This window comes from Bacillus sp. 2205SS5-2, assembly GCF_037024155.1.
Taxonomy (GTDB): domain Bacteria; phylum Bacillota; class Bacilli; order Bacillales; family Bacillaceae_K; genus Bacillus_CI.
In genome coordinates this window covers 210,356-236,448 of record NZ_JAYKTS010000003.1, presented here as the reverse complement: position 1 = coordinate 236,448, position 26,093 = coordinate 210,356, and the positions used below count along the sequence as shown (strand labels likewise).

Annotated in this window: 27 protein-coding genes; 5 read left to right on the top strand and 22 right to left on the bottom strand. The window is 38.6% G+C overall.

Annotated elements, in window-relative coordinates; all coding sequences use genetic code 11:
* Window positions 1-252: 252 nt before the first annotated feature.
* The 5 genes from U8D43_RS03590 to U8D43_RS03570 all read right to left on the bottom strand — a co-directional run bounded on the left by U8D43_RS03590 (window position 253) and on the right by U8D43_RS03570 (window position 5,959).
* Window positions 253-648 carry a thioesterase family protein gene (locus U8D43_RS03590; RefSeq protein WP_335869605.1) on the bottom strand — a complete coding sequence of 132 codons (396 nt, stop codon included), beginning with the start codon at window positions 646-648 and terminating at the stop codon, window positions 253-255.
* 815 nt (window positions 649-1,463) lie between these two features.
* Window positions 1,464-2,258: an ABC transporter ATP-binding protein gene (locus tag U8D43_RS03585; protein WP_335869604.1), complete on the bottom strand. Its 795-nt coding sequence runs from the start codon at window positions 2,256-2,258 to the stop codon at window positions 1,464-1,466.
* Entirely contained in the window at window positions 2,242-3,264 is a 1,023-nt protein-coding gene (locus U8D43_RS03580; protein WP_335869603.1) for an ABC transporter permease, read from the bottom strand. Before U8D43_RS03580 ends, U8D43_RS03585 begins: the two co-directional genes overlap by 17 nt.
* A 16-nt stretch (window positions 3,265-3,280) precedes the next feature.
* Entirely contained in the window at window positions 3,281-4,273 is a 993-nt protein-coding gene (locus U8D43_RS03575; protein WP_442893545.1) for an ABC transporter substrate-binding protein, read from the bottom strand.
* Between the two features lie 738 nt (window positions 4,274-5,011).
* Window positions 5,012-5,959: an NAD(P)H-dependent flavin oxidoreductase gene (locus U8D43_RS03570; protein ID WP_335869602.1), complete on the bottom strand. Its 948-nt coding sequence runs from the start codon at window positions 5,957-5,959 to the stop codon at window positions 5,012-5,014.
* A gap of 249 nt (window positions 5,960-6,208) precedes the next feature.
* On the opposite strand from U8D43_RS03570, the gene U8D43_RS03565 reads away from it, so the two are divergent.
* Both U8D43_RS03565 and U8D43_RS03560 read left to right on the top strand, forming a co-directional pair.
* Window positions 6,209-6,730, top strand: a complete 522-nt coding sequence (locus U8D43_RS03565; RefSeq protein ID WP_335869601.1) for a gamma carbonic anhydrase family protein — start codon at window positions 6,209-6,211, stop codon at window positions 6,728-6,730.
* A gap of 44 nt (window positions 6,731-6,774) precedes the next feature.
* Window positions 6,775-7,269, top strand: coding sequence for a hypothetical protein (locus tag U8D43_RS03560; RefSeq protein WP_335869600.1), 495 nt, complete (start codon window positions 6,775-6,777; stop codon window positions 7,267-7,269).
* A 54-nt stretch (window positions 7,270-7,323) separates the two neighbouring features.
* On the opposite strand, the gene paaX is transcribed toward U8D43_RS03560, so the two are convergent.
* The 11 genes from paaX to paaA form a co-directional block, all read right to left on the bottom strand.
* Window positions 7,324-8,199, bottom strand: a complete 876-nt coding sequence (gene paaX / locus U8D43_RS03555) for a phenylacetic acid degradation operon negative regulatory protein PaaX (RefSeq protein WP_335869599.1) — start codon at window positions 8,197-8,199, stop codon at window positions 7,324-7,326.
* Between the two features lie 297 nt (window positions 8,200-8,496).
* Entirely contained in the window at window positions 8,497-9,696 is a 1,200-nt protein-coding gene (locus U8D43_RS03550; protein WP_335869598.1) for an acetyl-CoA C-acyltransferase, read from the bottom strand.
* Window positions 9,693-10,556: a 3-hydroxyacyl-CoA dehydrogenase gene (locus U8D43_RS03545; RefSeq protein WP_335869597.1), complete on the bottom strand. Its 864-nt coding sequence runs from the start codon at window positions 10,554-10,556 to the stop codon at window positions 9,693-9,695. Before U8D43_RS03545 ends, U8D43_RS03550 begins: the two co-directional genes overlap by 4 nt.
* 92 nt (window positions 10,557-10,648) lie before the next feature.
* On the bottom strand, window positions 10,649-12,160 hold the full coding sequence (locus tag U8D43_RS03540; RefSeq protein ID WP_335869596.1) for an aldehyde dehydrogenase family protein: 1,512 nt from the start codon (window positions 12,158-12,160) through the stop codon (window positions 10,649-10,651).
* A gap of 232 nt (window positions 12,161-12,392) precedes the next feature.
* Entirely contained in the window at window positions 12,393-13,166 is a 774-nt protein-coding gene (locus U8D43_RS03535; protein WP_335869595.1) for an enoyl-CoA hydratase/isomerase family protein, read from the bottom strand.
* A 13-nt stretch (window positions 13,167-13,179) separates the two neighbouring features.
* Window positions 13,180-13,956 (bottom strand): enoyl-CoA hydratase-related protein, encoded by a 777-nt coding sequence (locus U8D43_RS03530; protein ID WP_335869594.1) that lies wholly within the window; start codon window positions 13,954-13,956, stop codon window positions 13,180-13,182.
* A complete protein-coding gene (locus tag U8D43_RS03525) occupies window positions 13,949-14,257 on the bottom strand; it encodes an EthD family reductase (RefSeq protein ID WP_335869593.1) in 309 nt (102 codons plus the stop codon). The genes U8D43_RS03530 and U8D43_RS03525 overlap by 8 nt, the downstream gene beginning before the upstream one ends.
* Before the next feature lie 26 nt (window positions 14,258-14,283).
* The gene (gene paaD, locus U8D43_RS03520) at window positions 14,284-14,772 is read right to left on the bottom strand and encodes a 1,2-phenylacetyl-CoA epoxidase subunit PaaD (protein ID WP_335869592.1); all 489 of its coding nucleotides are present in this window, start codon (window positions 14,770-14,772) and stop codon (window positions 14,284-14,286) included.
* 3 nt (window positions 14,773-14,775) lie between these two features.
* Window positions 14,776-15,612, bottom strand: coding sequence for a 1,2-phenylacetyl-CoA epoxidase subunit PaaC (gene paaC / locus U8D43_RS03515; RefSeq protein ID WP_335869591.1), 837 nt, complete (start codon window positions 15,610-15,612; stop codon window positions 14,776-14,778).
* Window positions 15,585-15,932, bottom strand: coding sequence for a 1,2-phenylacetyl-CoA epoxidase subunit PaaB (gene paaB / locus U8D43_RS03510; protein WP_335869590.1), 348 nt, complete (start codon window positions 15,930-15,932; stop codon window positions 15,585-15,587). Before paaB ends, paaC begins: the two co-directional genes overlap by 28 nt.
* 22 nt (window positions 15,933-15,954) lie before the next feature.
* Window positions 15,955-16,905 carry a 1,2-phenylacetyl-CoA epoxidase subunit PaaA gene (gene paaA, locus U8D43_RS03505; RefSeq protein ID WP_335869589.1) on the bottom strand — a complete coding sequence of 317 codons (951 nt, stop codon included), beginning with the start codon at window positions 16,903-16,905 and terminating at the stop codon, window positions 15,955-15,957.
* A 410-nt stretch (window positions 16,906-17,315) separates the two neighbouring features.
* Between paaA and yxzF the strand changes: the two genes are divergently transcribed.
* A complete protein-coding gene (yxzF, locus tag U8D43_RS21150) occupies window positions 17,316-17,432 on the top strand; it encodes a small protein YxzF (protein ID WP_335869588.1) in 117 nt (38 codons plus the stop codon).
* A 129-nt stretch (window positions 17,433-17,561) separates the two neighbouring features.
* On the opposite strand, the gene U8D43_RS03495 is transcribed toward yxzF, so the two are convergent.
* The 5 genes from U8D43_RS03495 to U8D43_RS03475 all read right to left on the bottom strand — a co-directional run bounded on the left by U8D43_RS03495 (window position 17,562) and on the right by U8D43_RS03475 (window position 23,315).
* Window positions 17,562-17,948: a thiol-disulfide oxidoreductase DCC family protein gene (locus U8D43_RS03495; RefSeq protein WP_335869587.1), complete on the bottom strand. Its 387-nt coding sequence runs from the start codon at window positions 17,946-17,948 to the stop codon at window positions 17,562-17,564.
* A gap of 158 nt (window positions 17,949-18,106) precedes the next feature.
* Window positions 18,107-18,634 (bottom strand): DoxX family membrane protein, encoded by a 528-nt coding sequence (locus tag U8D43_RS03490; RefSeq protein ID WP_335869586.1) that lies wholly within the window; start codon window positions 18,632-18,634, stop codon window positions 18,107-18,109.
* A gap of 434 nt (window positions 18,635-19,068) precedes the next feature.
* A complete protein-coding gene (pgmB, locus tag U8D43_RS03485) occupies window positions 19,069-19,737 on the bottom strand; it encodes a beta-phosphoglucomutase (RefSeq protein ID WP_335869585.1) in 669 nt (222 codons plus the stop codon).
* Between the two features lie 13 nt (window positions 19,738-19,750).
* Entirely contained in the window at window positions 19,751-22,045 is a 2,295-nt protein-coding gene (gene mdxK, locus U8D43_RS03480) for a maltose phosphorylase MdxK (protein ID WP_335869584.1), read from the bottom strand.
* Window positions 22,046-22,535: 490 nt separating this feature from the next.
* A complete protein-coding gene (locus U8D43_RS03475; protein ID WP_335869583.1) occupies window positions 22,536-23,315 on the bottom strand; it encodes an EAL domain-containing protein in 780 nt (259 codons plus the stop codon).
* Between the two features lie 134 nt (window positions 23,316-23,449).
* Between U8D43_RS03475 and U8D43_RS03470 the strand changes: the two genes are divergently transcribed.
* Together U8D43_RS03470 and U8D43_RS03465 are read left to right on the top strand one after the other, a co-directional pair.
* Window positions 23,450-24,244, top strand: coding sequence for an SRPBCC domain-containing protein (locus tag U8D43_RS03470; RefSeq protein ID WP_335869582.1), 795 nt, complete (start codon window positions 23,450-23,452; stop codon window positions 24,242-24,244).
* A 454-nt stretch (window positions 24,245-24,698) separates the two neighbouring features.
* The gene (locus U8D43_RS03465) at window positions 24,699-25,619 is read left to right on the top strand and encodes a zinc dependent phospholipase C family protein (protein ID WP_335869581.1); all 921 of its coding nucleotides are present in this window, start codon (window positions 24,699-24,701) and stop codon (window positions 25,617-25,619) included.
* Between the two features lie 121 nt (window positions 25,620-25,740).
* Here the strand turns inward: U8D43_RS03465 and U8D43_RS03460 are convergent, their stop codons facing one another.
* On the bottom strand, window positions 25,741-25,983 hold the full coding sequence (locus U8D43_RS03460; RefSeq protein ID WP_335869580.1) for a YkuS family protein: 243 nt from the start codon (window positions 25,981-25,983) through the stop codon (window positions 25,741-25,743).
* Window positions 25,984-26,093 lie beyond the last annotated feature (110 nt).

Sequence of the window (26,093 nt, the reverse complement as noted above, 5' to 3'; positions counted from 1 at the left end):
TCTTTCAATGACTCTCTCCAAAAGAGGTACAAAAAGATTTCCAAAAACCTATCTTTTAACGAAATATATCCACTGGTACGTATCGAAACATTCATTGTGAAAGGCTCTATTCGTTTACATAGTTGCTGTTAACTTTAATAACCTCTGAAATTCTCCATTTTCATCCAAAAATAGCCGAGATAATGGCTCTAAACTAATCCTTCTACGGATAATATACTGCTGTGAAAACAGCTTTCTAAAAAAAATTAGCCTTTACGCTGTGGTAGAGCTAATCAATTCACTTATTTTATTTTTAGGTAAAATGACTTGTTTCACTTCCCCTACACCAATTAGGCCATCAGTATTTTTCACTTCTACCTTTGTGTACACGATATGATTCTTAACCTCTACCACGGTTGCTTCTAACTTGAGCAATATTCCCTCACCACTAGGAGCGATATGTTTAACGGAAACCGCGCTTCCCATTCCTTCCTCATCTTCTTCTAAAAATGGGAGAATGATTTTTCGCGAAACCCATTCCATGTGATACACCATTGAAACCGTAGAATAGACAGGGTGTACAACTGTTCCCTCAAATTGTGCAAACATTTCAGGCGTAACAGTGATTTCAAGGAATGCCTTGTCTCCAATTTTCATTCCAGCCTTCATTGCTTTCCCCCTTTAGTCCAGCGAACTATGCTTTCCTTATATAACGTATATTCAACGATATAATACCATTATGTTAAATTAATAGTCAATATATTATAAAAATTAAAAATATTATCACTATTATTTAGCGAGGTATTTTTAACCATATTTCCTCTCTAATCGTTCTTTTCGTATTCCTTTCTACAAGCATTCGTTTAGTGCCAATAAATCTCTAAAGATGATTCAAAATATACGTTTAGAATACTTAATCACCATTTTGAAAAATAACATATTTTGTTGAAAAATCTTGAGAGAGTAGAACATTACTAAAGGCTCTTTTCGTATACATTGTGGCTATTTCATCTGATTTTTGATTAAATCGCCCATTTCACTGTTGATTTCCATTAAAAATAGACGAAATGATGCCCGAAACAAAGCTATATCATCATTTATAGGCTAGTGCGAAAAGCAACAAACTTTGCAAAAACAGCCTTACTAAAAATACCCAAAAAAAAGGTCGTATCCAATTAACTTAGATACGATTAGCTTTATACGTTAACCTCTTTCTACTCATGAAGATGACTAATAAAGAAAGGAAAATACTAATGATAAAACTTCCAGTAGTTATGAAATCATTGTGTAAAAGTACATGATTCATCTTTTTCTGTTGTTTAAACAGGTTAATAACAGCGGACAGGAATAAAATCACTAAAAAACATCAAATAATATCGCCAAAACATTAATCAGTAGTGTCATTATGAAATCCCCTTGCAAATTTAGGACTAGCGGTTAATCTTTAGAACATGAATTATATCAAAACAAAAAGCACGCCCTCATTATGATAAAATAGCACGATCACTGTCTAATTTACTTCCACGAATACGTTGGAATTCATGAAGCAAACCTTCTACTGTCAAATGTTGCTTTTGTTTTGAGTCAACCTGCAAGATGATTTGTCCTTTATCCATCATAATTAATCGATTTCCGAGATCAATTGCCTGCTGCATATTATGCGTAACCATTAGCGTTGTTAAATGGTATTTTCCCACAATTTCCTTCGTTAAATCAGTAATTAACTTTGCTCGAGATGGATCGAGAGCTGCTGTATGCTCATCAAGCAATAAAATGGCTGGTTCCGTAAATGTCGCCATAAGCAGTGATAAAGCTTGGCGCTCTCCACCTGAAAGCATTCCTACTTTCGCATTCAATCGATTTTCTAAGCCTAAATGTAGGCTTTCTAATATTTCCATAAAAAAATCTTTCCGTTTTCTCGTCACCCCTTTCCGAAGGGTCCGGGTTTTATTTCGAGAGAATGCCATTGCCAGATTCTCTTCAATTGTCATGGTAGGTGCTGTCCCAGCCATTGGGTCTTGGAACACACGTCCAATTAACTTTGATCTTTTATATTCTGTTAGCTTTGTTACTTCCTTGTTATCAATAAATACTGATCCTGTATCAGGAGTCAGCACCCCTGATATCATATTCATTAGAGTAGATTTCCCTGCACCATTACTTCCAATCACCGTCACAAAATCACCCGGTGCAAGCTTTAAGTCAATATTATCGAGAGCGATTTTCTCATCAGGTGTACTTTCATTAAAAACTTTATATATATTATTTAAGTGTAACACCATCATCACCCTTTCGATTTGCTGCTAATACCCGGTTGTCTACATGCTGCTGTTGTCTTTCTGTTTTTCGCTTTTTTTCACGATACGCATCGATTGTTTTTGGCATAATCAGCGCTATGATGACGATTGTAGCTGTAATCACTTTCATATCTCCTGTTTCCAAGAAGTCGATTCGAAGAGCTAAGCTCACCACAAGCCGATAGATGATGGAGCCTAGTACTACCGCTAAGGTCGTCCGTACAATCGTTTTGGTGCCAAATAAGGCTTCTCCAATAATTACTGATGCAAGCCCAATAATAATCATCCCGATCCCCATACCAACATCCGCATATCCACCATATTGGGCTATGAGGGCTCCAGATAGAGCTACCATACCATTTGAAATTCCTAGTCCTAATATGATGAGCAAATTCGTATTAGCGGAGAGGCTCCGAATCATCCGTTGATTATCACCTGTTGCTCTTAAAGCTAATCCAATTTCTGTTTGTAAAAAGCGATCGGTGATAAACTTAATAAAAAAGGTGACTAGAATCATTAAGATTAATACTGCCCACGTCTTCGGCAACACTTCACCTAGTCCAAAGAAAGCCAACATCTTATTGAGCAAAGCATCGATTCCAAATTTCTCCCAAATCCCACTCATACTCGAAAATGCTGTTTCTTGACTTAGTAAAGGAATATTTGGTCTGCCCATAATTCTTAAATTAATAGAATAGAGGGCAATCATCATTAATATTCCTGAAAGTAATGCATTAATTTTCCCGTACGTATGTAGAATACCTGTTATACACCCTGCAATAAATCCTGCTAAAATCGCAACTGTGGTTGCCAAAAATGGATTCACACCATTTACAATGAGGGTGGCAGCAACCGCTGCCCCCGTCACAAAACTTCCGTCTACTGTTAAATCTGGAAAGTCTAGAATTCTAAATGTGAGATATACCCCTAATGCCATTATGGCATATATGATCCCTGCTTCGAAGGAACTAAAAATCGCTGTAAACACTTAGAATCATCCTTTCTTATTCGCCTTCGTACAGTTCTGCATCCCAAGAATCTTTAAGATCTACACCTTGTTCTTGTGCCGCTTCTTTATTCACGACTAAATTAAAGCTTTGTGGGTAACCGACATCTAGTTCAGAAGGTTTTTTCTCCCCTTTTAATACTTTTACCGCCATTAATCCTGTTTCATAGCCAAGGTCTTTGTAATTAAAACCACTTGCTGCTAGTGCACCACGCTTCATAGAATCAAGGTCGCCCGCAAACAATGGAATATCTTTATCGTTTGCCACTGCAACAATCGACTCTAAAGCTGAAACAACGGTATTATCAGTCGGCATATACATGGCATCCACTCGTCCTACTAGAGAATCTGCTGCTTGCTTCACCTCAGCTGAAGTAGCTACCGAAACTTCCACAATTTCCCCACCATTTGCTTCCACTAGCTTTTTCACTTCTTCTACTTGAACTGCTGAGTTTTGTTCACCAGCATTATAAATTACACCTATTTTTTTGGCGCCAATTTCATTCATCATGAACTCAACAGTTTTTGAGATGGCTTCTGGATGAGTATCTGATGTTCCAGTAATATTCTCACCAGGTTGATCAAATGCAGGCACAAGTTCTGCGCCAACTGGATCCGTTACAGACGTAAAGATAATCGGAATATCTTCCGTCGCATTTAAAGCACTCTGCGCACTAGGTGTAGAATTAGCAAAAATCAAATCCACTTGATCACCAACAAAATTATTGGCAATGGTGGCATTATTATTCGGGTCTCCTTGAGCAATTTGAACATCATATTCAACATTCTCACCTTCAACATATCCATTTTCTTCTAGAGCTAATTTGAATCCTTCAAAAGCAGCATCTAGCGATGGATGTTCTACAATTTGCGTAACCCCTACTATTACCTTCTTCTCCCCATCACCCTTGGTCTCTGAACTTCCGCAACCTGACAGAAAGAGCATTAACACAACAAGCCATGCAGTACTTAACGCTGTAATCTTCTTCATATAAATCCCCCTTATCCATCTCTTTTTATGGCTAATTAGTCAAATGACTAAACGCTACCGACTCTACTTTTTATTTGCGTGATCATAAGTGATTCTATTATTCTCTTATTTATACCAACACCAATATTCAGATAATTATAAATAATAACTCTATTGTATATGGATATCATCAATTCTGCTAGACTTTTAAGTAATAAAGTACAAGAAAATAAAAAAAAACTATGCTACGGCAAAATACACCGTTCTCATTTGAATACCTGTGCAACCAAAGGAGAACTCACTACACTAGAGCCTATAGAAAGTGCAAATAAAAATAGTGATTAGATAAATTACCATAAGAAAAATCTAGCGAAAACCATGACAGATCTTTTTGTCTAAACCCACTAGTTTGTACTCCAGCCCATGAACCCTAATAGTAGACTTATTAAAACCACTCCCTCTATGGATAGGAGCGGTTTTTCGGCTATTTCCAAAGGAATTAATGGAATTTTCATGAAATTCAATAAAGAGGTAACGGTCATTACCTTGTACTCCAATACTGTTGGCTTATACAATAATAATCATAAATTTTTCATCACGAACATAATAACGGGAAGGATATTTCCCCACGCCTCTATTTGAATGTCTCGAAGTGACCATGGTGTTCAAAGGAGATTCGTTTCAACTTATTTATCTCCAAAATAGAAAAAACCACAACAAAAAGCTGTGGTTTACCTAAATTATATCCTTTCGCACTTTTCAAAGAATATCATACGCTTTTTTCAATTCAATTTTTGCCGTTTCTACCATTTCTTCTAGTAAATCACTTACAGATTGAACGTCTTTAATCAACCCTGAAACCTGTCCGCCATTAATGAACCCTTCATCTAATTTCCCTTCAATTGCACCGATTTTATGGTACTCTTCTGATGTCTTTTCATTAAATTTTTCCAGGGTAACTCCAGTCGCTTCTGCTTGAAGAAGTTTTTCTCCATAATTTGTCTTTATAATTCTTCTTACTCGCCCAATACTTCTTCCAACAATCATCGTCTCATCGTCCTGGGCTACTAAAATCTTATTTTTATAATTTTCGTGATATGGTGCTTCCTTCGTGGCAATAAATCTCGTACCCATTTGAATACCGCTGGCTCCTAAGGAGAATGCAGCTGCTAAGCCCCTTCCATCTCCAATGCCTCCAGCCGCAATCACTGGGATAGAAACGGCATCTGCTATTTGCGGAATCAAAGTAAGCGTAGTCGTTTCAAGATTCGAATTAATCCCTGCCGCTTCATAGCCTTCTGCTACCAAAAGATCCGCACCCGCCTTCTCTGCCTTTAATGCTTGTCTGGTCGAGGCAACTACACAAATAACTGTTACACCAGATTGTTTTAAAACTGGAATCAACGGTGCAGGGTTTCCTGCCGACAAAGACACAATCGGTACATTATACTTTAAAACTAGAGCAACTAACTCTTTAAGATGTGGTGTAACATTAATCGCAATATTTACAGCGTATTTTCTTTTCGTTAAATCCTGCAAATCAGTAAGTAACTCTTCTACTTCACTTGGATTCATCGTCCCCGTTCCAACCGTTCCTAATCCACCGGCATTTGAAATAGCAGCCGCTAAAAAACTAGAGCTAATATTCCCCATTCCACCTTGAATAATCGGATAGGAAATCCCCAACAACTCCACAACCCTATTCACAAAAATTCCCCCTTCGTTAAAATAATGTTATACTATTTACAAAATTTAAACAACTAAAGAAAAGCGGAAGTGGCTGCCCTGCGGCGGCAGGCAAATGTAAGACCATGGAGAAGGACCTGACTTCATAACTGGCTGTTACTTGTCCCTTAACTTGATCGATTCGCTCGACCTCAGGCTACTAACAAACTTGGAACTAGAATAATTATCAAAAATCCACAAACGCACTACAAATAAGAGAGGAGAATTTCTATGATTTATTCTTTAGGGGAAAGAATTCCAAACGTCGATGATTCCGTCTACGTAGCTCCAGGAGCCAGTGTCATTGGGGACGTCACAATCGGCACAGAATCAACCATTTGGTTTGGCGCTGTTCTTCGAGGTGATGAAGGACCAATTACTATCGGGAAGAAATGCAGTATACAAGATAATGTGAGCGCTCATTTATATGAGGGATCACCCTTAATTGTGGAGGACGAAGTAACGGTCGGTCATAACGCCATCCTGCACGGGGCGACCATTCGGAAGAGATGTATCATCGGTATGGGATCTACCATTTTAGATGGGGCTGAAATTGGAGAAGAATGCATTATCGGGGCAAACACATTAATACCACCGGGTAAGAAGATTCCTCCCCGTTCACTAGTCGTCGGCCAACCCGGGAAAATTGTTCGCAATTTAGGTGAAAAAGATTTAGAGCTTATTCAGTTATCAATTGATACGTATGTCCAAAAGGGAAAAGAGTATCGCGATCAACTCACACTACTTAAATAATGCACATATTTTCCATTCATTTAAACAAACTAAGAAAAACTTGAATGGAGTGCATGATCATAAAAAAGAAATGGTTGTTGATATCATTACTTCTTATTTCTTGGTCAACAGTTCCTTTTATAGGAATGTCATCAATCAAAAAATACTTTCCAGCTGCTTTATTTATGAGTTTATTTGTACGAGGGGAAAGTGTACTAGCGAAAAAGCTAAGATGGTGGAAGTTTTATGAATTTCTACATCCAAAAACGATTGGCGAAACTCCGTTAATTTGGGGTCCGTTCATCGTTGGAAGCATGTGGATTTTAAAATGGACATACGGCAAACCACTAACCTTTCTATTGTTAAACAGTATTGTCCATTTACTCTTTGTTTTCCCATTCTATTCAGTGTTTAAAAAGCTTCACATCTTCTCCCTCGTCAAGCTCAGTCGTATAGGATTGTTCGGCTTATTCTTCGCGAAGGCTATTCTCATGTACATTGTTCAAATTTGCGTTGACTTCGTAAGAAAAAAGAACGAAGAAAACAGCAGTGACTATTAAGCACCACTGCTGTTATTTTTCACGCAAATACGTTTAGCTTTCTTCAACATAAATCTATTCAGATATTAATGGATGCTCTAGAACGTTATACCCACGATCTTTCGAATTAATTTCATTTCCTTCTTGAAAAACCCTCTCAAAAAAACACGAAGATGGAAGTGCAAGTTCTTTATAATAATCACTAAATAAAGTTGCAGCCTCACCACCAAGCCATTTTTCCGGAAGAAGCTCTTGCGGCAATCCTGGATCGACGAAAAGGAACTTCCTGTATTCATGGATAAGCTTCGTCCTCTCAACAAAGCAGGAAGCCTCTGTCATCTCCCCCTTTTGGATTTTTATCTGATCCTGGATAAATCTCTCACCATAGTAATCAATGAACTCCTGATAGCGGCGATTTATATCTTCAAGGTCCCAGCTTTTCTCAATTAAACGTTGACTATCATGAGGACCTTTATAATCAGCAACAAAAAAGTCAACATAGTCTTGAATAGCATACTTTTCAATTAAGTCTTGAACTTGTTTTTCAAGATTATTCGGTGAGACCCAGCAACTATTGGAAAACGTTCCAAACCCACTCCACACTAGTTCTTTCCGTAATTCATCTCGTACACTTCTTATTTCTTCAGGGATACTATACATCAGTATTCTCCATTTTCCGTCCCATTGTTCAGGGTTTAATTTAAAAATCCGCTTTGCTGCTTCCTCCATTCGATTGACTCCTCGATCCGTTAAGAAATAATAACTCTTATTTCCTTGTTTTTCGGCTTGAACCCAACCCTGTTTGTTCATCCGAGAAATAGCAGCTCGAACCGCTTGATCATTATGACCGAACTCATTAAGTAAACGAATTAAGCTACCAATCCAAATCTTATTTCCGTAGTGACGAATGTAATCACCATACAATGTGAAAATCATTGATCTTGTATTCATTTTCATTCTCCTTAGGCACTTATATTAAGTTGCAATTGTCGATTTCCCTTAGCATTCAATAGTTATAAAAGCTTGCAATTGTTGAAGAGCATTTTATTCTCACACTAAAAAATCCACACTGATGTTTTTCTAGTAAAATAATACATAACGATACCCTCACGGTTGCTATCTATTTTATCATACAAAATACATTTATATGTACGAATTTTCCTTCAATTCATTCAATACTTCTCAATATAGAAAAATCCCATAGAAGATTCTATGGAATTCACTATCTATGTCGATATAATGATTCTTTTATAATTTCTTGACTATTGTCGCTATACCTTGGCCTACACCTACACACATTGTTGCTAATCCGTAAGTCGATTCCCGCTTCTGCATTTCATGAATTAACGAAGTTAGAATCCTAGCTCCACTTGCTCCCAGAGGATGCCCAAAAGCAATCGCTCCACCATTCACATTTACTTTTTCTACATGTAAATCAAGCTCTTGAATACACGCTAGCGACTGCGAGGCAAAAGCCTCATTCAATTCGATGAGATCTAAATCTTGCGTCGAAAGAGAAGCACGTTCTATGGCTTTTTTCGTCGCAAACACTGGTCCCAACCCCATGACCCTCGGCTCTAATCCAGCCGTAGCCGATGTGACGTATTGAACAAGCGGTTTGATGCCTAGTTCTTGAGCCTTTTTCTTACTCATCAATAGAAGTGCGGAGGCCCCGTCATTGATTCCAGAAGCATTTCCAGCTGTTACAGTTCCCCCTTTGAATAATGGTTTCAGGTTGGCCAGCTTTTGTTGGGATGAAGAGGGCCTTGGGTGTTCATCCTGCTGAACTATTACTTCATTTCCTTTTTGATCAAAATAATGGACTGGAATGATTTCATTTTTAAAGGCTTGATTCTTGATCGCTGTTGCTGCTTTTTGTTGACTTTCAAAGGCAAATTGATCCTGTTTTTCTCTTGATATACTATATTTCACAGCCACATTTTCAGCAGTTTCCGGCATACTATCTGCCCCGTACATCTCTTTCAATTTATCATTGACAAAACGCCAACCAATTGTTGTATCGAGCAGCTGCTGGTTTCCCCGCGGGAACGCTGCATCTGGCTTACCCATCACAAAAGGAGCTCGTGTCATACTTTCGGTCCCACCCGCGATGAAGATATCTCCTTCGCCAGCAAGAATGGCCCTCGCCGCATAATTGACGGCATCTAACCCAGAACCGCACAAACGGTTAATCGTTGTACCAGCTACTTCCACGGGTAACCCAGCTAGTAGTGCAGACATTCTTGCTACATTTCGATTGTCTTCTCCAGCACCATTGGCATTTCCAAACACGACTTCTTCTATTTGCTTGAGTGGAACAGAAGGGTTGCGTTCGATCAGTGCTTCAATAACAAGCGCTCCTAAATCATCCGGTCGAATCGACTTTAGTGCCCCTTTGTATCGTCCAATGGGAGTTCGGACCGCATCGACAATAACCACATCTGTCATACCTTCTCTCCTCCTCTGTAATCGTATACACCCCTCCCAGATTTTCTGCCGAGCCTTCCAGCCTTGACGTACTTTTCTAATAGTGGAGAAGGTCGATATTTTTCTCCTAACTTCTCATGAAGATAGCGTAAATTATTTAGGCGAGTATCTAACCCTACAAGGTCACCAAGCTCGAATGGTCCCATCGGATAATTCAACCCAAGTTTAATTGCTTTGTCAATTTCTTCTGGTGTCCCTAGTCCCTCTTGTAACATATAAAAGGCTTCATTGCCCACTAGAGCACTGATTCGACTGGTCACGAATCCAGGAAACTCGTTCACCACCACGGTCTCTTTTCCCATTTGCTTCGCAACTGCTCGCGCCATTTCAGCTGTTTCCTCACTAGTTTCTAGCCCTTTAATCACTTCAATAAGAGGCATTTTATGAACAGGATTAAAGAAATGCATCGCAATAAGTTTGTTAGGACGATTCGTATAAGAGGCAATTTCAGTTGGACTCATCGTAGAGGTATTAGTCGCAAAATAGCAGGTTTCTTTCGCATATGTGTCTATCTTTTGAAAAATATCTTTTTTAATGGCCACTTTTTCAGGAACCGCTTCAATAATTAAGTCAGCATTCTTGGATGCTTTTTCTAAATCCGCTGAAAAAAACAATCTTTCCAAACTGGCTTCTTTTTCTTCTATTGTTAGCTTTTTTCTCTCCAACCCTTTTTGAAAAATAGCCTCAATTTCGTTTTGTGCGGATGTTAGTATGGACTCCTCTACGTCTACAATGGTCGTTTGAAACCCACCTAGAGCTGCAACATAAGCTATACCTCTTCCCATCACACCTGATCCTATCACAACGATGTTATTAATCATTTTTTTCACTCCTTTAAATCGGTATCGCCTTAGTTTTGCAATAAAACCCCACTATTGACTAAAGCCAAAGTGGGGATGAAGGTAGTTAAAAATTAGATTCCAAATGGATTTAAAGGACGATTTCCATAATAAGAAACAATACTTTTCGTTTCCGTATACAAATCTAGGGTTTCGATGCAAAGTTCTCGGCCAAAACCAGACTGCTTATAGCCTCCAAATGGTGTTCCAGGAAATGCTGAGAATGGACAGTTAACCATGACGATTCCCGCTTCAATTCTTTTCGACACTCTGGTTGCTTTCGCATAATTAGTAGTCCAAATAGCCGACCCAAGACCATAATCACTATCATTCGCAAGCTTAATCGCTTCTTTTTCATCTTTAAACGGCATCACGACAACAACTGGTCCAAAAATTTCTTCTTTCACCACTGTCATATCATGATTCACGTCAGTAATAATGGTTGGTTCATACCAATAACCATTTTCATAACCGGCAAGCTGGGCTACTCTACCTCCGGAAGCAATCGTAGCACCTTCGTCTACTGCTGAAGTGATATATCCTTGAATCACGTCGAGTTGTTCCTCACTTATCACAGCACCAATATGTGTGTCTTTGTCAAAAGGGTTACCTAACTTAAGTTTTTTCGTTTTCTCAACAAATTTTTCCATAAATGCCTCATAGATGTTTTCATGAACATACAATCTTGAACGGGCTTCACATGATTGACCTGTATTATAGAAAATGCCGAATAACGAACCATCAACAGCCGCATCTAAATCCGCATCCTCAAACACGATATTTGGGGATTTCCCACCCAGCTCAAGAGTGACCCGCTTTAATGTCTGGGAGGCTTTCCCCATAATGTCTTTTCCGATTGGCGTCGATCCAGTAAAGGCTACTTTATCCACATTATCGTGCTCCACTAGATAGTTTCCAATGGTAGAACCAGATCCTGGAAGAATATTGACGACACCCTCGGGCACTCCCGCCTCAATGCAAATTTCACCAAGAACTATGGCCGTTAACGGCGTTAAAGAGGCCGGTTTCACGACGACTGAACAACCAACTGCAATGGCCGGAGCAATTTTCCAAGCAGCCATCATTAACGGATAATTCCACGGAATAATTTGTGCACAAACACCTATTGGTTCTTTTTCTGTGATATTTTGAAACTGACCAGGTACATTATTCACGGTACCTCGATGACCAACAATCGCCCCTGCATAAAATTCAAAATCTTCGATCGCTTGCATTACTTGTCCTTGAGCAGCTGATAAGCTCTTTCCACTATCTAAGATTTCAAGTTCAACTAATTCATTGAATCTTGCTCTCATAATTCCAGCAATTTTATTTAATACACGAGAACGCTTATTAACAGGGCTTTTTTTCCACTTCCCGTAGTCAAACGCTTGACGAGCAGCCATAACAGCTTTTTCAGCATCCTCAATCGTTGCCTTTGCTACTGTAGCGATTTCCTCCCCAGTGGCAGGATTATAGGTAGACACCGTCTCTGATGAGTCAACCCTTTCCCCATTAATTATCATGCTATAGTGCTTTCTTTTCATCTCTAGTTTCACGAAGCTTGATTCTTTTACTGTTGCCATATCGATCGTCTCCTTTTCCTGTCTTTTCTTTAGGTTAATTGCCACCTACTCTAAGAAAAATCATCCATATTGAAGGCTATTTATTTACAAGATTTATAAGTTCGCATTCTTTTGATAAGACGATATCCAATTGTGGATAATCATGATGAATGTGACTGACCTATAATTTACTGCCGAATTTTTCCGGTGACACTAGCAGCAAGTCATACAAAAATAACCTTATTAAACCCTTTTATTTACCCGAAAAATTTGATTTCCGTTTTTCAATAAACGCGTGAACTCCTTCTCGATGATCCTTTGTCAAGCCAGCAATTCGTTGTCCTTGCGCCTCTTTTTCTAAATATTCATTAAAATCACTATGCCAGCTTTGTCTTAAAGATCTCTTAATCAGCCCGATCGCTTTCGTAGGTTTATTAGCTATCGCCTCAGCAAAAGCAGTTAATTCCTCCTGCCACTGTTCTCCTTCAACAACTCTAGTAACTAGCCCTAAATTTTTTGCTTCCTGAGCTGAGATTTTATCCCCCATTACGGAAAGTTCAAGTGCTTTCGCATGACCAATTAAACGCGGAAGATAGTATAAATTTCCTGAGTCGGGGATTAGTCCAACATGTATGAACGCTTGAACTAAGCTTGCTTTTTCATTCATAAGGCGAAAGTCGCAAGCGAGTGCCAAGCTTAGTCCTGCCCCCGCTGCTACTCCATTGATTCCAGCAACTATCGGTTTCTCGCAGCTTGCCAGTTCCCTCATCATCGGAGCATAGCGATTTCTTAAAACATCTCCATGATTCATCTCCTCGTTCACACCACTTAAATCTTCACCCGAGCAAAAAGCTCGACCTTCTCCAGAGATGACAATACAGCGAACATCCGCTGACTTCGATGATTCCTTAATCGCTTTGGTAACTTCTTTGTTTAATAGCTCTGTAAATGCATTTAATTTCGTAGGACGATTAAGGGTAATCCAAGCCACAGCGTTACGGACTTCATATTTAATGCTTTCAAACATACTATGTACCTCCTTATCGTCCACGATAATCTGGTTTTCGCTTTTCTTGGAAAGCCTTCATTCCTTCTTTTTGATCTTCTGAAGAAAAGAGAATGGCAAAGTTTTTCCTCTCAAACTTCATCCCTTCCTCGACAGACACATCGACCGCCTTTAAGGTCGCTTCTTTAATAAGACGGACGGAAAGTGAGGGTTGTGCAGCAATTTTTCGAGCTACCGCAATCGTCTCTTCTACTAATAATTCCTTTGCAAATGTCCGGTTCAGCACGCCCAATTTTTCTGCTTCCTTCGCCATCATTCGTTCACCTGTTAGTAGCCACTCCATCGCTCTTGTTTTTCCGATTAATTTGGTTAATCTTTGTGTGCCACCAGCACCAGGCATAATGCCTAGTGTGACCTCTGGAAAGCCAAACTCTGCGTCATCAGAAGCGAATAATAGGTCGCAGCATAACGCGAGCTCAAATCCGCCACCTAGTGCGAACCCCTGAACAGCTCCGATAATTGGTTTTTTGATTTCGGCGATATGATCCCAGTCTCTAAATTGATTCATTAGCTCTAAATCAACCGCTCCAACATTCGCCATCTCATCAATGTCTGCTCCTGCTGCAAAGGCTCGCCCTTTTCCTAATAGGACCATGACTTTCACGTTGGCATCTCGATCATACTTCTCTAAGCAATAGAGAATTTCTGATACCATCTCTTTATTAATCGCATTTAAGACGTGGGGACGATTTAGTTCAATAAAACCTAAATCACCTTCAACCCACGATTCGATATGTTGAAAGCTACTCATTCATTTCTTCACCAATCATTAATGTGACTAAATCACCCGCAAACGACATTAGATCTTTTCCAGAAGCTTTAGCCTCATCCGTTTTCATCGCAGCTTTTAAAGCTTCATGGCTGTCATAATACATTTCACACATGAGGTAGTACTTACCTTCTCCTCCCATTGGTGAGCCGACGATTTTTGTCACCTCCATTTTTTGTAATCCTGGAATTTCAGCAGTAATCGGGCCATGTGTTCCAAAGTAGTGTTCATCAAATTTCTCTTTATTCTCCGGATGCTTGTATAGTGCAATCATTTTAATCATTAAAAACTCTCCCTTTTTATAGTTTTTTACATAACCGTCGAGATCGGCTTCATCGCTTCAAACGGATTTTTACACTTTTTACAATACAAAATACTTCGGCAAGCAGTGGGACCAAATAGATTATCTAGCGTCGTATAGGTAGATCCGCAAAACGGACAGTCTACATGCCAACTCCCTATATCTTCGAAGAATCGAGGTGGGGGTGCGATTCCAAACTCCTTCAATTTCTCTCGACCGACTTCACTAATTCGGTCAGATGTCCACGGGGGTGAATGTAAAAATATAACTTTTACATTTTTAATCTCTTTCCTTTCATTCAACGCTGTTTCTACATTTCTCTTAATAATGTCCAAGGCTGGGCAGCCCATAAAAGTTGGAAGCAAATGTACTTCTACTTCTTGACCTTGAACTAAGATGGTTTCGACCATACCTAGCTCCACAATACTTATAGAATCAATTTCTGGATCTTTTACTTGTTGCAGTGTTTTGATGATGGTTTCTTTCAATGTCCTCATCCTTTACCAACTTGCTGTCCTGTCTAATTCATAAACCTCGCTTAGTGTTTCAAGAGCTGAAGCAAGATCCGATGTATGCTCCTGCATACGTCCTTGACCACCTTGTGCAGAAAAATGCTTCGGTAAGTGTAGATTGATTGCTTGAAAAACCGGCTCAACTAAGTATGTCCAGCGTTTCCATAACTCATGTTGAGTCGAAATAAAACCAAGCGATACCATCTTCGCTTCCATTGGTCCGAGTGACATTACGTCTGCAAACTCTTGATGAACACGATCTGAGGCTTCTATCATTCGATCCCGACTATCCTCACTCGCATTGAATAATTGAATTATCCACGTTTTCCAGTGAAGATAATGGTAGGAAAGTTCCATATTAATTTTCACTGCAATATGAGCTAGTGGCTGATAGCTCGATTGCTTAAGAGATTCAATTTTCGCTTTTTTCCAGCTTGTATAATAAAAATTCCTTGCAACCGTAAAAGCCCAATCATATCGCGGTTCTTCAAGATATGTGCCTGGTCCATTGACCAATTCTAGTAATACTGCGTTTCGTCTTTCCTTTACAGAACGCCCATGAGCAAGATCATTTGCCTCTCCCTCTCCAAGCTCTGATAAAAGTTCATATAGCATCGTTGCGTGTCCCATAGTGTCTTGGTTAATGGATGAAAAGGCGACATCTTCTTCAATATGTGGTGCAAGCCCCAACCATTCAGAACCACGGTATGCATGAATAAAATCATCATCCGCCAACTGATATATCAACTCAAATAGGGCAACTTTCTCAACATCATGATTGCTTTCAACTGTCTTAGTCATTGTTTTTTCAATTTCCCTCCCCATGACAAAATTTCCTCCTCATCTAGCATCCCTTGCTCATACCGACGCCATTTCTTCTTTAAGTAACCATATCCCTTCGTTGTGCGGTAGTCCTTGTTATCTAAACGAGGTAAAGTTTCCCTTTCCGCTGAATTCATTTTCCGGACATCGTCACGCTTCACAACCCAAATATCTGCGACAGGCTCTCGGCGCATGAAATTTTCTTGTGCCAATACTAATGCCATATCATGATTAGGGGCTAATAAACTAAATTGATATTGCATTGGAGCAGTGTCGGACTTTTTACTGAACACCTCAAATTCTTGATAAAAACCTTTGCTCATTTCCTCACCTCTCTCATCCACCTTAGCTTAATGCCTTCCTTACCCAGTCATTATTTTCATAAGAAAGTTGCCTCAAACGAAGCCGTTCCTTTGATTTTGGTCCTTTATTCCGAATAATTTCCTTAAAGCGGGTCCAATCTGGTTGTTTATAAATCCAACATTCTTTGCCTTCATCATAATGCATGGTTTTATCAGGTAGAGTTAGACCAAGTGAAAGCATTCTTGGCACATATTTAGTAAAAAAATCTTGGCGTAATTCTTCATTCGATTTCGTCCGAATATTGTATTTCATCGTGATATCTTGTTTAGATGATCCGGTAGTAGTTGCATCTCCTGGACCAAAGAACATTAATAATGATTCCCACCATCTATCCACGGATTCTTGTACTAATTTCTTCTGTTGTGAAGTCCCCTCAGCTAGCGCCATAATAATTGCTTCACCATGTTGAGCATGAAAGACTTCCTCTGCACAAATGCGCTTTAGAGCCCTTGCATATGGACCATAAGAGGCCTGAAGCATATTTGTTTGAGTGATGATTGCCGCCCCATCTACTAACCAGCCAATCAGCCCAGCATCTCCCCATGTGGGTGCTTCCATATGAAAAACATTATGAAACTTTAAATCTCCTGAAAATAAGTCCTGCATGATATCTTCTCTTGTTCTCCCATAAGGCTCCATTAAATCCTCGGCAACACGAAGAAGTAGCTGTCCATGCCCCATTTCATCTTGTACCTTAGCCATAATCCCTAATTTTCTCCGCAGAGTAGGCGCCTTTGGAACCCATTCTTTTTCAGGCAATGCTCCCATTATTTCACTGATTCCGTGCATCGATATAAGTTTGATAAGAGTTTTCCGGTATTCCTCTGGCATCCAATCGTCTGCCTCGATTTTTTCTCCTGCTTGAACTCGTTGAAGAAAAAGTTCCTGTTTTTCTTCTTCTGTCAAATCATCAAATGAAAGAACTGGGTTCATAGATATCCTCCTTTTTGTAAGCGTTATCATTATGAAGCATCAAAAGAGGAGTACTCCCGGTTCCACAATAGGTTTCGCTTTTGCAACTGAACCTTCGCAAACCTTCCAAGTATTCACCTCTTTTATATAACGTTAAAAATTCGAACTACGTAATTATCGTAATATTCATTTAATGACAAGATACCTTGAATAGAAAAAAAAGTCAACTTATATTCTGAAAATTTTAACTTTTAGGAACTTTATCTCATGAGATGTTCTTTCATCTTGACATTAAAAATTATGGTAAGCATTACTTCTAAGAGAGATGATTCATTTTTACAATTGTTAGGGAACGAAACTAATCAAATAGCCATATCAAGTTTTTTCTGTTCAATATAGGGAATAGAAGTACTAATTAGGAGGTAATGACTATGAAAAAATTAGTAAGAAGTGCAATTAAGTGGGCGCCCATTATTTATCCGATTGCAAAAAAGATGGCAAATAAGCGTAAATCAAAGAGTGCCAAAACAACGTATACAAAAGCATAAGATAGGCATATGAAAAAACGCCATCTCCCAAAAGGAGAAAGCGTTTTTTTTTAGTCGAAATGAGGAAAGAAAAGTGTGTTTCCATCCGTTTTTACATGCTAGAACAACAAAGCATGCGAAAAGAGCCTTTTATAAAAACCGATCTTTCCATTCTGGTTTGGGTAGCATACAATTTTCTGTCTTGCCAAACCAACGATAGCGACGCTTTGCAATCCATTTATACATAACATCTCGAATAGGTTTGGGAACGATAATAAACACATACAAGAGTGGCCATATTCCCCTTAATTCTTTGGCTATTTTAAGCGCTGCTGTAGAATGAGTGAAGATGGTATCATTTTGCAAAAGAATGATAGAATCTACTTCATCCAATTTTGAAGGTAATAGGTTAGAGGCCGTTTCAGATTGTAAAGAAGAAAAGTGAAATATTCGCTTGTGGTCTCGTTTCAAAATAAATTGAACCGATCCTTGACAAAGCGAACAAACACCGTCGAAAAATACAATAAAATGATTCATCATCTTTCTCCTTTTTTCTTTTTATTATAGGCTCTTTTCGCATACATTGTGTCTTTTTCATCTGATTTTCGACTAAATCCACCATTTCACCGTTGATTTCCATCTAAAACAGACAAAAACTGACTCTCGCCCAGAAGAGTCAGCTTTCAAAAGATATATTAGGCAAATTTATTTTCCATTTGGCCAGAATGTCCTTTGCCTTTTAGTATTTTATTTTGAATCATTGTTTTAATAGCAGGTTGCACCCAGTAATCTAATCCAAATTTACCTGCATTGGCACCAGCAACAATTATAAAGATTCCAATTAAGAGCATCATTGGATTTGTAGAAGTAGTTCCACTAAATAAGAATGCAAAGTTCATCATCATTCCAAAGAATACAGCAGCAGTAGTTAAGCAACCAAGAAGTAATCCTAATCCGATTAAGAATTCGCCCCAAGGAACTAACACATTGAAAAGTCCCACATTTGGTATAGCAAAGCTATCTAGGAAGCTGGCCCACCAACCTTGAACGGCAGGATGATCACCACTAGCTTTACCAACTGCACCTTGTAAAAATCCACCTGCATCAAATCCGCCAGTTATTTTACCCCAGCCTGCAGTTATCCAAGTATACCCTAAGTATAAGCGAAGTGCTGTTAAGATGTACGCTGCAATTTTGTTTTCTCTTAAAAATTGTACAAACATGATAAATCCCTCCAGTATGAATGTTGAGGTTTGTGAAACATCTCACATATAGTTTAATAAAATATTATAGCTACAACTCTTAAGACTATCCGTCGAAAGTTTGTGAAGTATTTCACTTACTCTTTATACTCTTAATATACGCCCCTTCTATCTCTTTTGCAATGGAGTTCACATATTGTTCAATAAGATTTTTCACATTGATATGAAATTTACATTATGTACAGTGAATATGATTTAAATCCTATGAAATTAAAATTTCCTCCACATATATCCTCCTTCAGATTCAGCCACCTACCCGATTATTTTTAATCAGTCCACCGTATCTTCCGATCAATTTTTCATCACTTCATCTCGTAATATGCCTCTCAAAAACATTCCTCAATCCAGGCAAAAAAGACTGCTTTGTAACAAGCAGCCTGATCTTTTTTCTACTTTTATGAAGCATAAACCGACAAGATCTCTGTAAGTGAGACAGCACCCGTACTTGCATAAACAAGATCTGCCTTCTTAAAGGATTCCTTCGGTCCAATCGCCACCGCAAACATACTTGCTCCTTTTATAGCTTCGACTCCTGCAACTGCGTCCTCTACACCGATACAGACCCTTGGATCAACCTGCAAGAGTTCGGCTGCTGTCAGAAAGATCTCTGGATTTGGTTTTCCTTTTGCAATCTTATTTGAATCGACAATAACATCAAACTCATCTTTTAATCCTAATGCTTCCATGACAGTAATAGCATTTTTACTTGCGGATGCAAGTCCGAGTTTAAGACCTTTCTCTTTGATCTCTAGAATAAATTCCTTCATCCCAGGCAGGATATCGGATGGCGCTATTTCTTTAATCAGAGTTAAATAATGATCATTTTTTTTCGCAGCCAGCCCTTGCTTCTCATCATCAGTAAAATCGTGTTCACGATTACCCAACAAAAGAATCTTTTCTAATGACTCCATGCGGGAAATCCCTTTTAGCTCTTCATTATGCTCACGAGTAAAGGTAATATTCACATCATTGGCAAGAGCTTGCCATGCTAAGAAGTGATACTCTGCCGTATCTGTAATCACACCATCTAAGTCAAAAATAAATGCTTGAACTAGTTTTTCCATGCTTTTCCTCCTCTTATTGAGCGATTGAAATGGTTATTTTTCCATTTTTTTCTAAAATTATTTTTTCTTCAAAAAGCAGCATCTCTAGCTCTGGACCTTCTTGTGAGATCGTGACATTGTCTTTAGTTACTTCAACCTTGAGAATAGATTCACGGTACACAATGTTAAAAGCGTAACGATCCCAAGCTTTTGGAATAAATGGGGCAAAAGACAAGATTTCATTTGCTGTTCTCATGCCTGCAAAACCTTGGACAATCCCTAACCAAGAGCCCGTCATACTCGTGATATGAAGTCCGTCTTCTGTATCGTTATTGTAGTTATCTAAATCCAAACGAGCGGTACGATGATACATTTCATATGCTTTTTCTTCTTTTCCTAATTCGGCCCCTAAAATAGCATGAATGGACGGAGAAAGGGACGATTCATGGACGGTCATCGGTTCGTAAAAATCAAAATTTCGTCGTTTTTCTTCGAGTGTAAACTCATGATTTAAGAAGTATAATCCTTGTAGGACATCTGCTTGCTTAATAAAGCAACTTCGTAATATTTTATCCCATGACCATTTTTGATTTAATGGTCGTTCTTCTGGATTCAGTTCATCTGCTATCATCAAATCTTTATCAAGGAAGGTATCGTGTTGAACAAATACACCCAGCTCTTCATCATAAGGCAGATACATTTTCTTAGCGATTTCGCTCCATTTTCCTTGCTCTTCCTCTGTAATATTGAGTGCGTCGACTTGTGAGGTCTCATTTACCTCTTTTAAGTAGTTGATGACCTCAGATGTATATTGAAGTGTCCACTGTGCAATACGATTTGTGTACCAGTTATTATTTACATTGTTTTCGTATTCGTTCGGACCCGTCACTCCGTGCATCATGTAAACGTCTTTTTTCTTTTGATAATGTACACGATCTGCCCAGAACCGGGAAATACCAGTTAAGACGTCGATCCCATATTCATGGAAGTAAGTCTTGTCCCCTGTGTAATTAACATAGTTGTACACAGCATAAGCAATGGCCCCGTTACGATGGATTTCTTCAAACGTAATCTCCCACTCATTATGACATTCGATTCCGTTAAACGTGACCATTGGATAAAGAGCGCCTTTAAGTCCTTGTTGACCTGCATTATGATAGGCTCCGTTGAGTTGGTTATGACGATAGACTAACAAATTACGAGCTACTTCTGGCTTTGCTGTTGAAAGATAAAGGGGAAGGGCATAGGCTTCTGTATCCCAATAGGTGGCTCCACCATACTTTTCTCCTGTGAAACCTTTGGGTCCGATGTTTAAACGAGCGTCTTCCCCGTAGTAAGTAGAGAATAGTTGAAAAAGATTAAAGCGAATGCCTTGCTGGGCGTCTGCTTCACCATCAATTTCAATGTCGGCAATTTCCCAACGAGCTAGCCAGCCTTGTTTATGTTCTTGTAAAAGCTGTTCAAATCCTTTATCCAATGAACGGGCTAACACTTCCTCCCCTGTTCGAACAAGTTCTTCTTCTTTATAATCCCTATCCGTCGTTATCGCAATGTATTTATACAGGGTGACAGATTCGCCTTCCTTCACGTTTACGTTCACTCTTGTTTCAACATATTCCTGTTTCGCATTGTGAGAAACATGGTTAACTGCCTCATCTACAACAACTTTCATCGTTGTCGCGACTTGGAAAGTAGGCGTCCCAAATGAGTTATCCACCGTTTTCATCACAAGACTACCTTCATAATCAGCAGACGTTTTGCTAACTTCTAACCAGAAATCTTCTTCATAGTTGGAGTCCTTATTTCGAATTTCACCGTCTAAATAGGGTACAAATGTCACTTCACCTGAATAATTTTTTGCTGTCACTTTGTATTGAATAGCTGCTAATTCACTTTCGGCAATAGATAAAAAACGAACGACTTCAACTTCTGTTTCATTATTAGATTGAACGATTGTAAATTTACGGGTAAGTATACCATGTTTCATGTCTAACTCACGGTAAAATTCCGTTACATCTGCTGTGTTTAAATCAAGTTCAATTCCATCAATAAACACATTAATTCCGATATAGTTCGTCGAGTTAACTACTTTTCCAAAGTAATGAGGATAACCATTCTTCCACCAGCCCACACGTGTCTTATCTGGGAACCAAACTCCAGCTACATACGATCCTCTATGGAAATCGCCAGTGTATGTTTCCTCAAAGTTTCCACGCATTCCCATATGTCCATTTCCTAAACTCATCATACTTTCTGCAAGGCGAAAATCGTCTTGATGTAGAGATGTTTCGATTATTTTCCAATTATCTATTTCAAAAAGTCTTTTCAATATATTTCACCCTTTTCTCGATATTGTGCAAACGGTTCCACACTATCCCAAAAAAAATAATAAAGCATGCCCACCTCTATTGTAAAGGATTTCATTAAAAATAAAACCAAAAATTATTACATTTTTAAAACAAATGTCATTTTGCTAATTTCCCCTTCAAAAACAATAGATATAATGAATTTATGAATGTTGTCATATGTAGTAAAACGAAGCAAGATCATTCCCATGTTGATTAGTATTTTTATTCCGCTAAAAAAGGAAAAAGAAGCTTCCATTTACTACTAATAAAGGAATCGCAAATATATTTTGTGTACTTTAAAGGCTCTTTTCGTATACATTGTGGATATTTAATCCTATTTTTGATTGACTTTTTCATTTTACTGTTGCATTCCATCAAAAATAGACTGATTCGAAAAGCAACAAACTTTGCGAAAACAGCCATTTTAAAAGGACAATAGGCTCCCTGCCATCATTGTCCTTTTTCACTCTATTAAACTGTCGCCATTTCTTTCGTTATACGTTCTGGTTTATGATAAAGGTAACCTTGACCATATTGAACACCAAGATTACGAAAGAAAGTGGCTTCTTCTTCGCGTTCGATTCCTTCTGCAATAATATCTACATTTTGAGAAGACCAATACTGAACTAAAGCCGTCATCATGTACTGACGATACGGATCTGACTCAATATCTTTCACCAGCTCACGATCAATTTTCACAAAGTCAGGTTGCACCATACTTAAGGTGTGTAGCCCGGAGTAGCCTTTACCGATATCATTAACAGCAATTTTCATCCCATAGCTTCTCAATGTTTTCATCCGATTCATTACTTGTTGCTTTGTATACCCTTCAAGACCTTCACGTTCAGAGAGCTCTAAAACAACCCTTGAAGAAGACTTTTTGATTGCAGGTAAACAGTCTTCCCATTCCTTCGAAAATAAGGTGGATAAGTGTATGTTGACGAATAAAAAATGTGGCTGTTTTAGTGGAGAATGAGATGATGCTCTCCTCAAGGCGAGTTTTAACACATGAGTGTCCACTTTATGAATTTGCCCATGACTAGCTGCAAAAGAATAAAATTGATCTGGTGAGTGAAATTCTGTTGAAGAATTTGGACGATTTAACAACTCGAAAGCTAAAACTTCTTTATTTTGAAGTGAAACAATACTTTGAGCATAAGTCTCAATTTCTTCATGTTTTAAGAGAAAACTAACTCTTTCCATCATTTTACTGCAATCCGATTTATTTTTAGAAAATAGTAATTTTAGCATCCTAATCCCCCTTTTTCTCTATCTTCTTTAAGTATATCAAGAAAAGAACTTGAAGATGTAGAAATAAAATGTTACTATTAAGTCACACATTAAAAGTTACCTTTTAGTCACATATAAGAAGGGTGAGAGACTTCATGGATGATAAGGAGCTAATCATTTTATTTAAAGCACTCGGTCATCCCATTAGAATGAAAATTCTTGATTTAATCAAGGATGGCCCAAAAACAACAGGGGATTTAATTAGTTTTTTTCCTGAAGTCAGTCGATATGCCGTCATGAAGCATCTCAACTTATTAGAGAGCTCTTCATTGATTTCTATACGGCGCGAAGGACGAACAAGATTAAACTATCTCAATGCCACTCCTTTACAGTATTTACAGGAAAGATGGGTTTCCAAATACCAAGAGAATGACGCTAGATCCTTGCACTTATTAAAGAATATAGTAGAAGAAAGGGCGATTCCAATGGAACAAGAAGGCTTAGTATTAGATTCATTTAAAATTGAGCAAGAGGTTATGATTAACGCTTCAAAGGAAAAGGTATTTGAGGCGTTAACAACTCAGATTGATTCTTGGTGGGCATACCGACTTTGCGGTGACTCATCCAAACTTTCGTTTCAACCCACAATTGGTGGAAGCTTCTTAGAAACTGGAAAAGATGGATCAGGTGCTCTTTGGGGAACAGTCACTTATCTCAAAGAAAATGAAGAGATTCGTTTAAACGGGGTACTTGGCATGCATGGAGCAGTCAATAGTGCTTATACGTATCGTCTCAAGGAAAATGGCGATTCCACGGTCCTTTACTTATCTCATCATGCTGCAGGACTTTTAAACCCAGAATGGCATCAACAACATGCAGCAGGTTGGCAAGAATTATTAGGTAGGTTCCTAACACAATTTGTCGAAGAAGGAAAACCTTACACAAAATGAAAAGCGTAAGGCGCCCGTTTACCGGCGACCTGCATAAGACTGGGACTGACCCTGAGGCGTTCTTTGCCTCATGACAGGGCCTGGCTTATGACCTCGAGCCGGTGGCGCCTGAAGCTAGACTCTTGAAAAGCGTAAGGCGCCCGTTTACCGGCGACCTGCATAAGACTGGGACTGACCCTGAGGCGCTGATTAGTTGAATTGACGGCTATCCTAAAAAAAAGGCATAATGCCTGTTTTTTTCTATTCACAAGGTTTATCCCAAAGAATATACCCCATTTTTCACTCTTTTTTTTATTACCATTCAATCATTGATAGTACGTCTTTCATTACACCTACCATTACAATTAGTTGAGGTAAAGTAAAACCTTACCCGCTTGTAAATAGTTGTTTCACCAAATTAACTGGAACTATGATACATTTCTCTTGTAAGATTGTATGAGAAGGAGTTGAACACATGCCAAATATTTGGACTCATATTATTTTTGCCGAAAAACTTTCAGATGAACTTCCTTTACTTTCTTTTTCTAAGGAAGAACAAGCTTATTACCGTTATGGTTCCCAAGGACCAGACCCCTTCTTTTATCACAATTTTTGGCCTTGGAAGAAGTCTACCGTTCCACAAATTGGTTTAAACATTCATTATCAGCATTGCGGTCCATTCTTGATGAACATGATTATGGAAGGAAAAAAGGCTATAGATTCGCGCATAAATGCCTATATTTTAGGATTTATAACGCATCATATTCTTGACCGAACAACTCACCCCTATATTATTTATCGATCCGGAGAAGAGAGATATAAGCATCAGCTTCTAGAAACGACGATTGACACGTTGATGGTGAAACGTATACGCCACCTCGACACATGGGAACATCCCGCTTATAAACAAATATATGTAGGAAAAACAATTTTAGATTCCCTAGAATCCTTTTTACAACAATTAATAAAAATACACTTCCCAGACAGCTTAACTAATATTCCAACTCATTTTGTTAATGAATCCTACCAAGATATGCTTAAAGCATTCACCTTTTTCCATGATCCTTCTGGACTAAAAAACAAATTACTTTTTGGGAAAATCACTCCGTTTTCCCACCGAAAAAGCTTTCCAAAAGCAGATTATTTAAATGAAAAAAAGCTAGAATGGCTACATCCAACTGATGATCAGGAAACAAGTTGTTCTTCCTTTTTAGAGCTTTTCGAAGAAGCACTTCATGAGGGTAAAGAAATTCTTTTGCAAGTCCAAGAATACTGGTTAAAAGATGATTTGGGCATCCTCTCTGAACTAAAAGACAAAATAAAAAATGTCTCCTATGATACTGGAAAAGATAGTTCAGTTCGAGATCAACTTCTTTACTTTGATCCGATTGTGTAAAGGGGATTTTGGCTTCTGTTTTTTGGAGTGTTATTTTGGGTGAAGTTATTATTTTTCTGACACTAGAAATGGGTTAGTGAAGACAGTAAAAAGCCTGATTCTCTCAGGCTTTTTTATTTTATTACGGCATTCTAGATTGCACTTCCTGACACACCTCATCTGTGCTCAAACCTTTGGCTTCTATCACAGAAGCTTTTGTTACCGCAGTTTGAACTCCCGAGACATTTGAATCCAATCCAGATACCACACAACATTCGCAGCCTTGTGCATCAACTTCTTGATTTAGTTCTACTACTTGGTGACCTTGTTGTCTGAGGGCATCCATTACATTTGTGAGCGATTGTTCAACTCCTACTTTTGCCATTCATCACACCTCCCATCCTCTGCTATTTTTAGAGGAAGAAGGTGTTTTTATACATCCAATAATAAATCCAATCAATGGCGTACATCTACACATTCGAATGACCGGAGTTA

Bases quoted from the DNA above. Each gene is read 5' to 3' on its own strand.
- U8D43_RS03590 (WP_335869605.1), bottom strand. From the start codon at position 648: ATGAAGGCTGGAATGAAAATTGGAGACAAGGCATTCCTTGAAATCACT.
- U8D43_RS03575 (WP_442893545.1), bottom strand. From the start codon at position 4,273: ATGAAGAAGATTACAGCGTTAAGTACTGCATGGCTTGTTGTGTTAATG.
- U8D43_RS03565 (WP_335869601.1), top strand. From the start codon at position 6,209: ATGATTTATTCTTTAGGGGAAAGAATTCCAAACGTCGATGATTCCGTC.
- U8D43_RS03560 (WP_335869600.1), top strand. From the start codon at position 6,775: ATGGAGTGCATGATCATAAAAAAGAAATGGTTGTTGATATCATTACTT.
- paaX (WP_335869599.1), bottom strand. From the start codon at position 8,199: ATGAATACAAGATCAATGATTTTCACATTGTATGGTGATTACATTCGT.
- U8D43_RS03550 (WP_335869598.1), bottom strand. From the start codon at position 9,696: ATGACAGATGTGGTTATTGTCGATGCGGTCCGAACTCCCATTGGACGA.
- U8D43_RS03545 (WP_335869597.1), bottom strand. From the start codon at position 10,556: ATGATTAATAACATCGTTGTGATAGGATCAGGTGTGATGGGAAGAGGT.
- U8D43_RS03540 (WP_335869596.1), bottom strand. From the start codon at position 12,160: ATGGCAACAGTAAAAGAATCAAGCTTCGTGAAACTAGAGATGAAAAGA.
- U8D43_RS03535 (WP_335869595.1), bottom strand. From the start codon at position 13,166: ATGTTTGAAAGCATTAAATATGAAGTCCGTAACGCTGTGGCTTGGATT.
- U8D43_RS03530 (WP_335869594.1), bottom strand. From the start codon at position 13,956: ATGAGTAGCTTTCAACATATCGAATCGTGGGTTGAAGGTGATTTAGGT.
- U8D43_RS03525 (WP_335869593.1), bottom strand. From the start codon at position 14,257: ATGATTAAAATGATTGCACTATACAAGCATCCGGAGAATAAAGAGAAA.
- paaD (WP_335869592.1), bottom strand. From the start codon at position 14,772: ATGAGGACATTGAAAGAAACCATCATCAAAACACTGCAACAAGTAAAA.
- paaC (WP_335869591.1), bottom strand. From the start codon at position 15,612: ATGGGGAGGGAAATTGAAAAAACAATGACTAAGACAGTTGAAAGCAAT.
- paaB (WP_335869590.1), bottom strand. From the start codon at position 15,932: ATGAGCAAAGGTTTTTATCAAGAATTTGAGGTGTTCAGTAAAAAGTCC.
- paaA (WP_335869589.1), bottom strand. From the start codon at position 16,905: ATGAACCCAGTTCTTTCATTTGATGATTTGACAGAAGAAGAAAAACAG.
- yxzF (WP_335869588.1), top strand. From the start codon at position 17,316: ATGAAAAAATTAGTAAGAAGTGCAATTAAGTGGGCGCCCATTATTTAT.
- U8D43_RS03495 (WP_335869587.1), bottom strand. From the start codon at position 17,948: ATGAATCATTTTATTGTATTTTTCGACGGTGTTTGTTCGCTTTGTCAA.
- U8D43_RS03490 (WP_335869586.1), bottom strand. From the start codon at position 18,634: ATGTTTGTACAATTTTTAAGAGAAAACAAAATTGCAGCGTACATCTTA.
- pgmB (WP_335869585.1), bottom strand. From the start codon at position 19,737: ATGGAAAAACTAGTTCAAGCATTTATTTTTGACTTAGATGGTGTGATT.
- U8D43_RS03475 (WP_335869583.1), bottom strand. From the start codon at position 23,315: ATGCTAAAATTACTATTTTCTAAAAATAAATCGGATTGCAGTAAAATG.
- U8D43_RS03470 (WP_335869582.1), top strand. From the start codon at position 23,450: ATGGATGATAAGGAGCTAATCATTTTATTTAAAGCACTCGGTCATCCC.
- U8D43_RS03465 (WP_335869581.1), top strand. From the start codon at position 24,699: ATGCCAAATATTTGGACTCATATTATTTTTGCCGAAAAACTTTCAGAT.
- U8D43_RS03460 (WP_335869580.1), bottom strand. From the start codon at position 25,983: ATGGCAAAAGTAGGAGTTGAACAATCGCTCACAAATGTAATGGATGCC.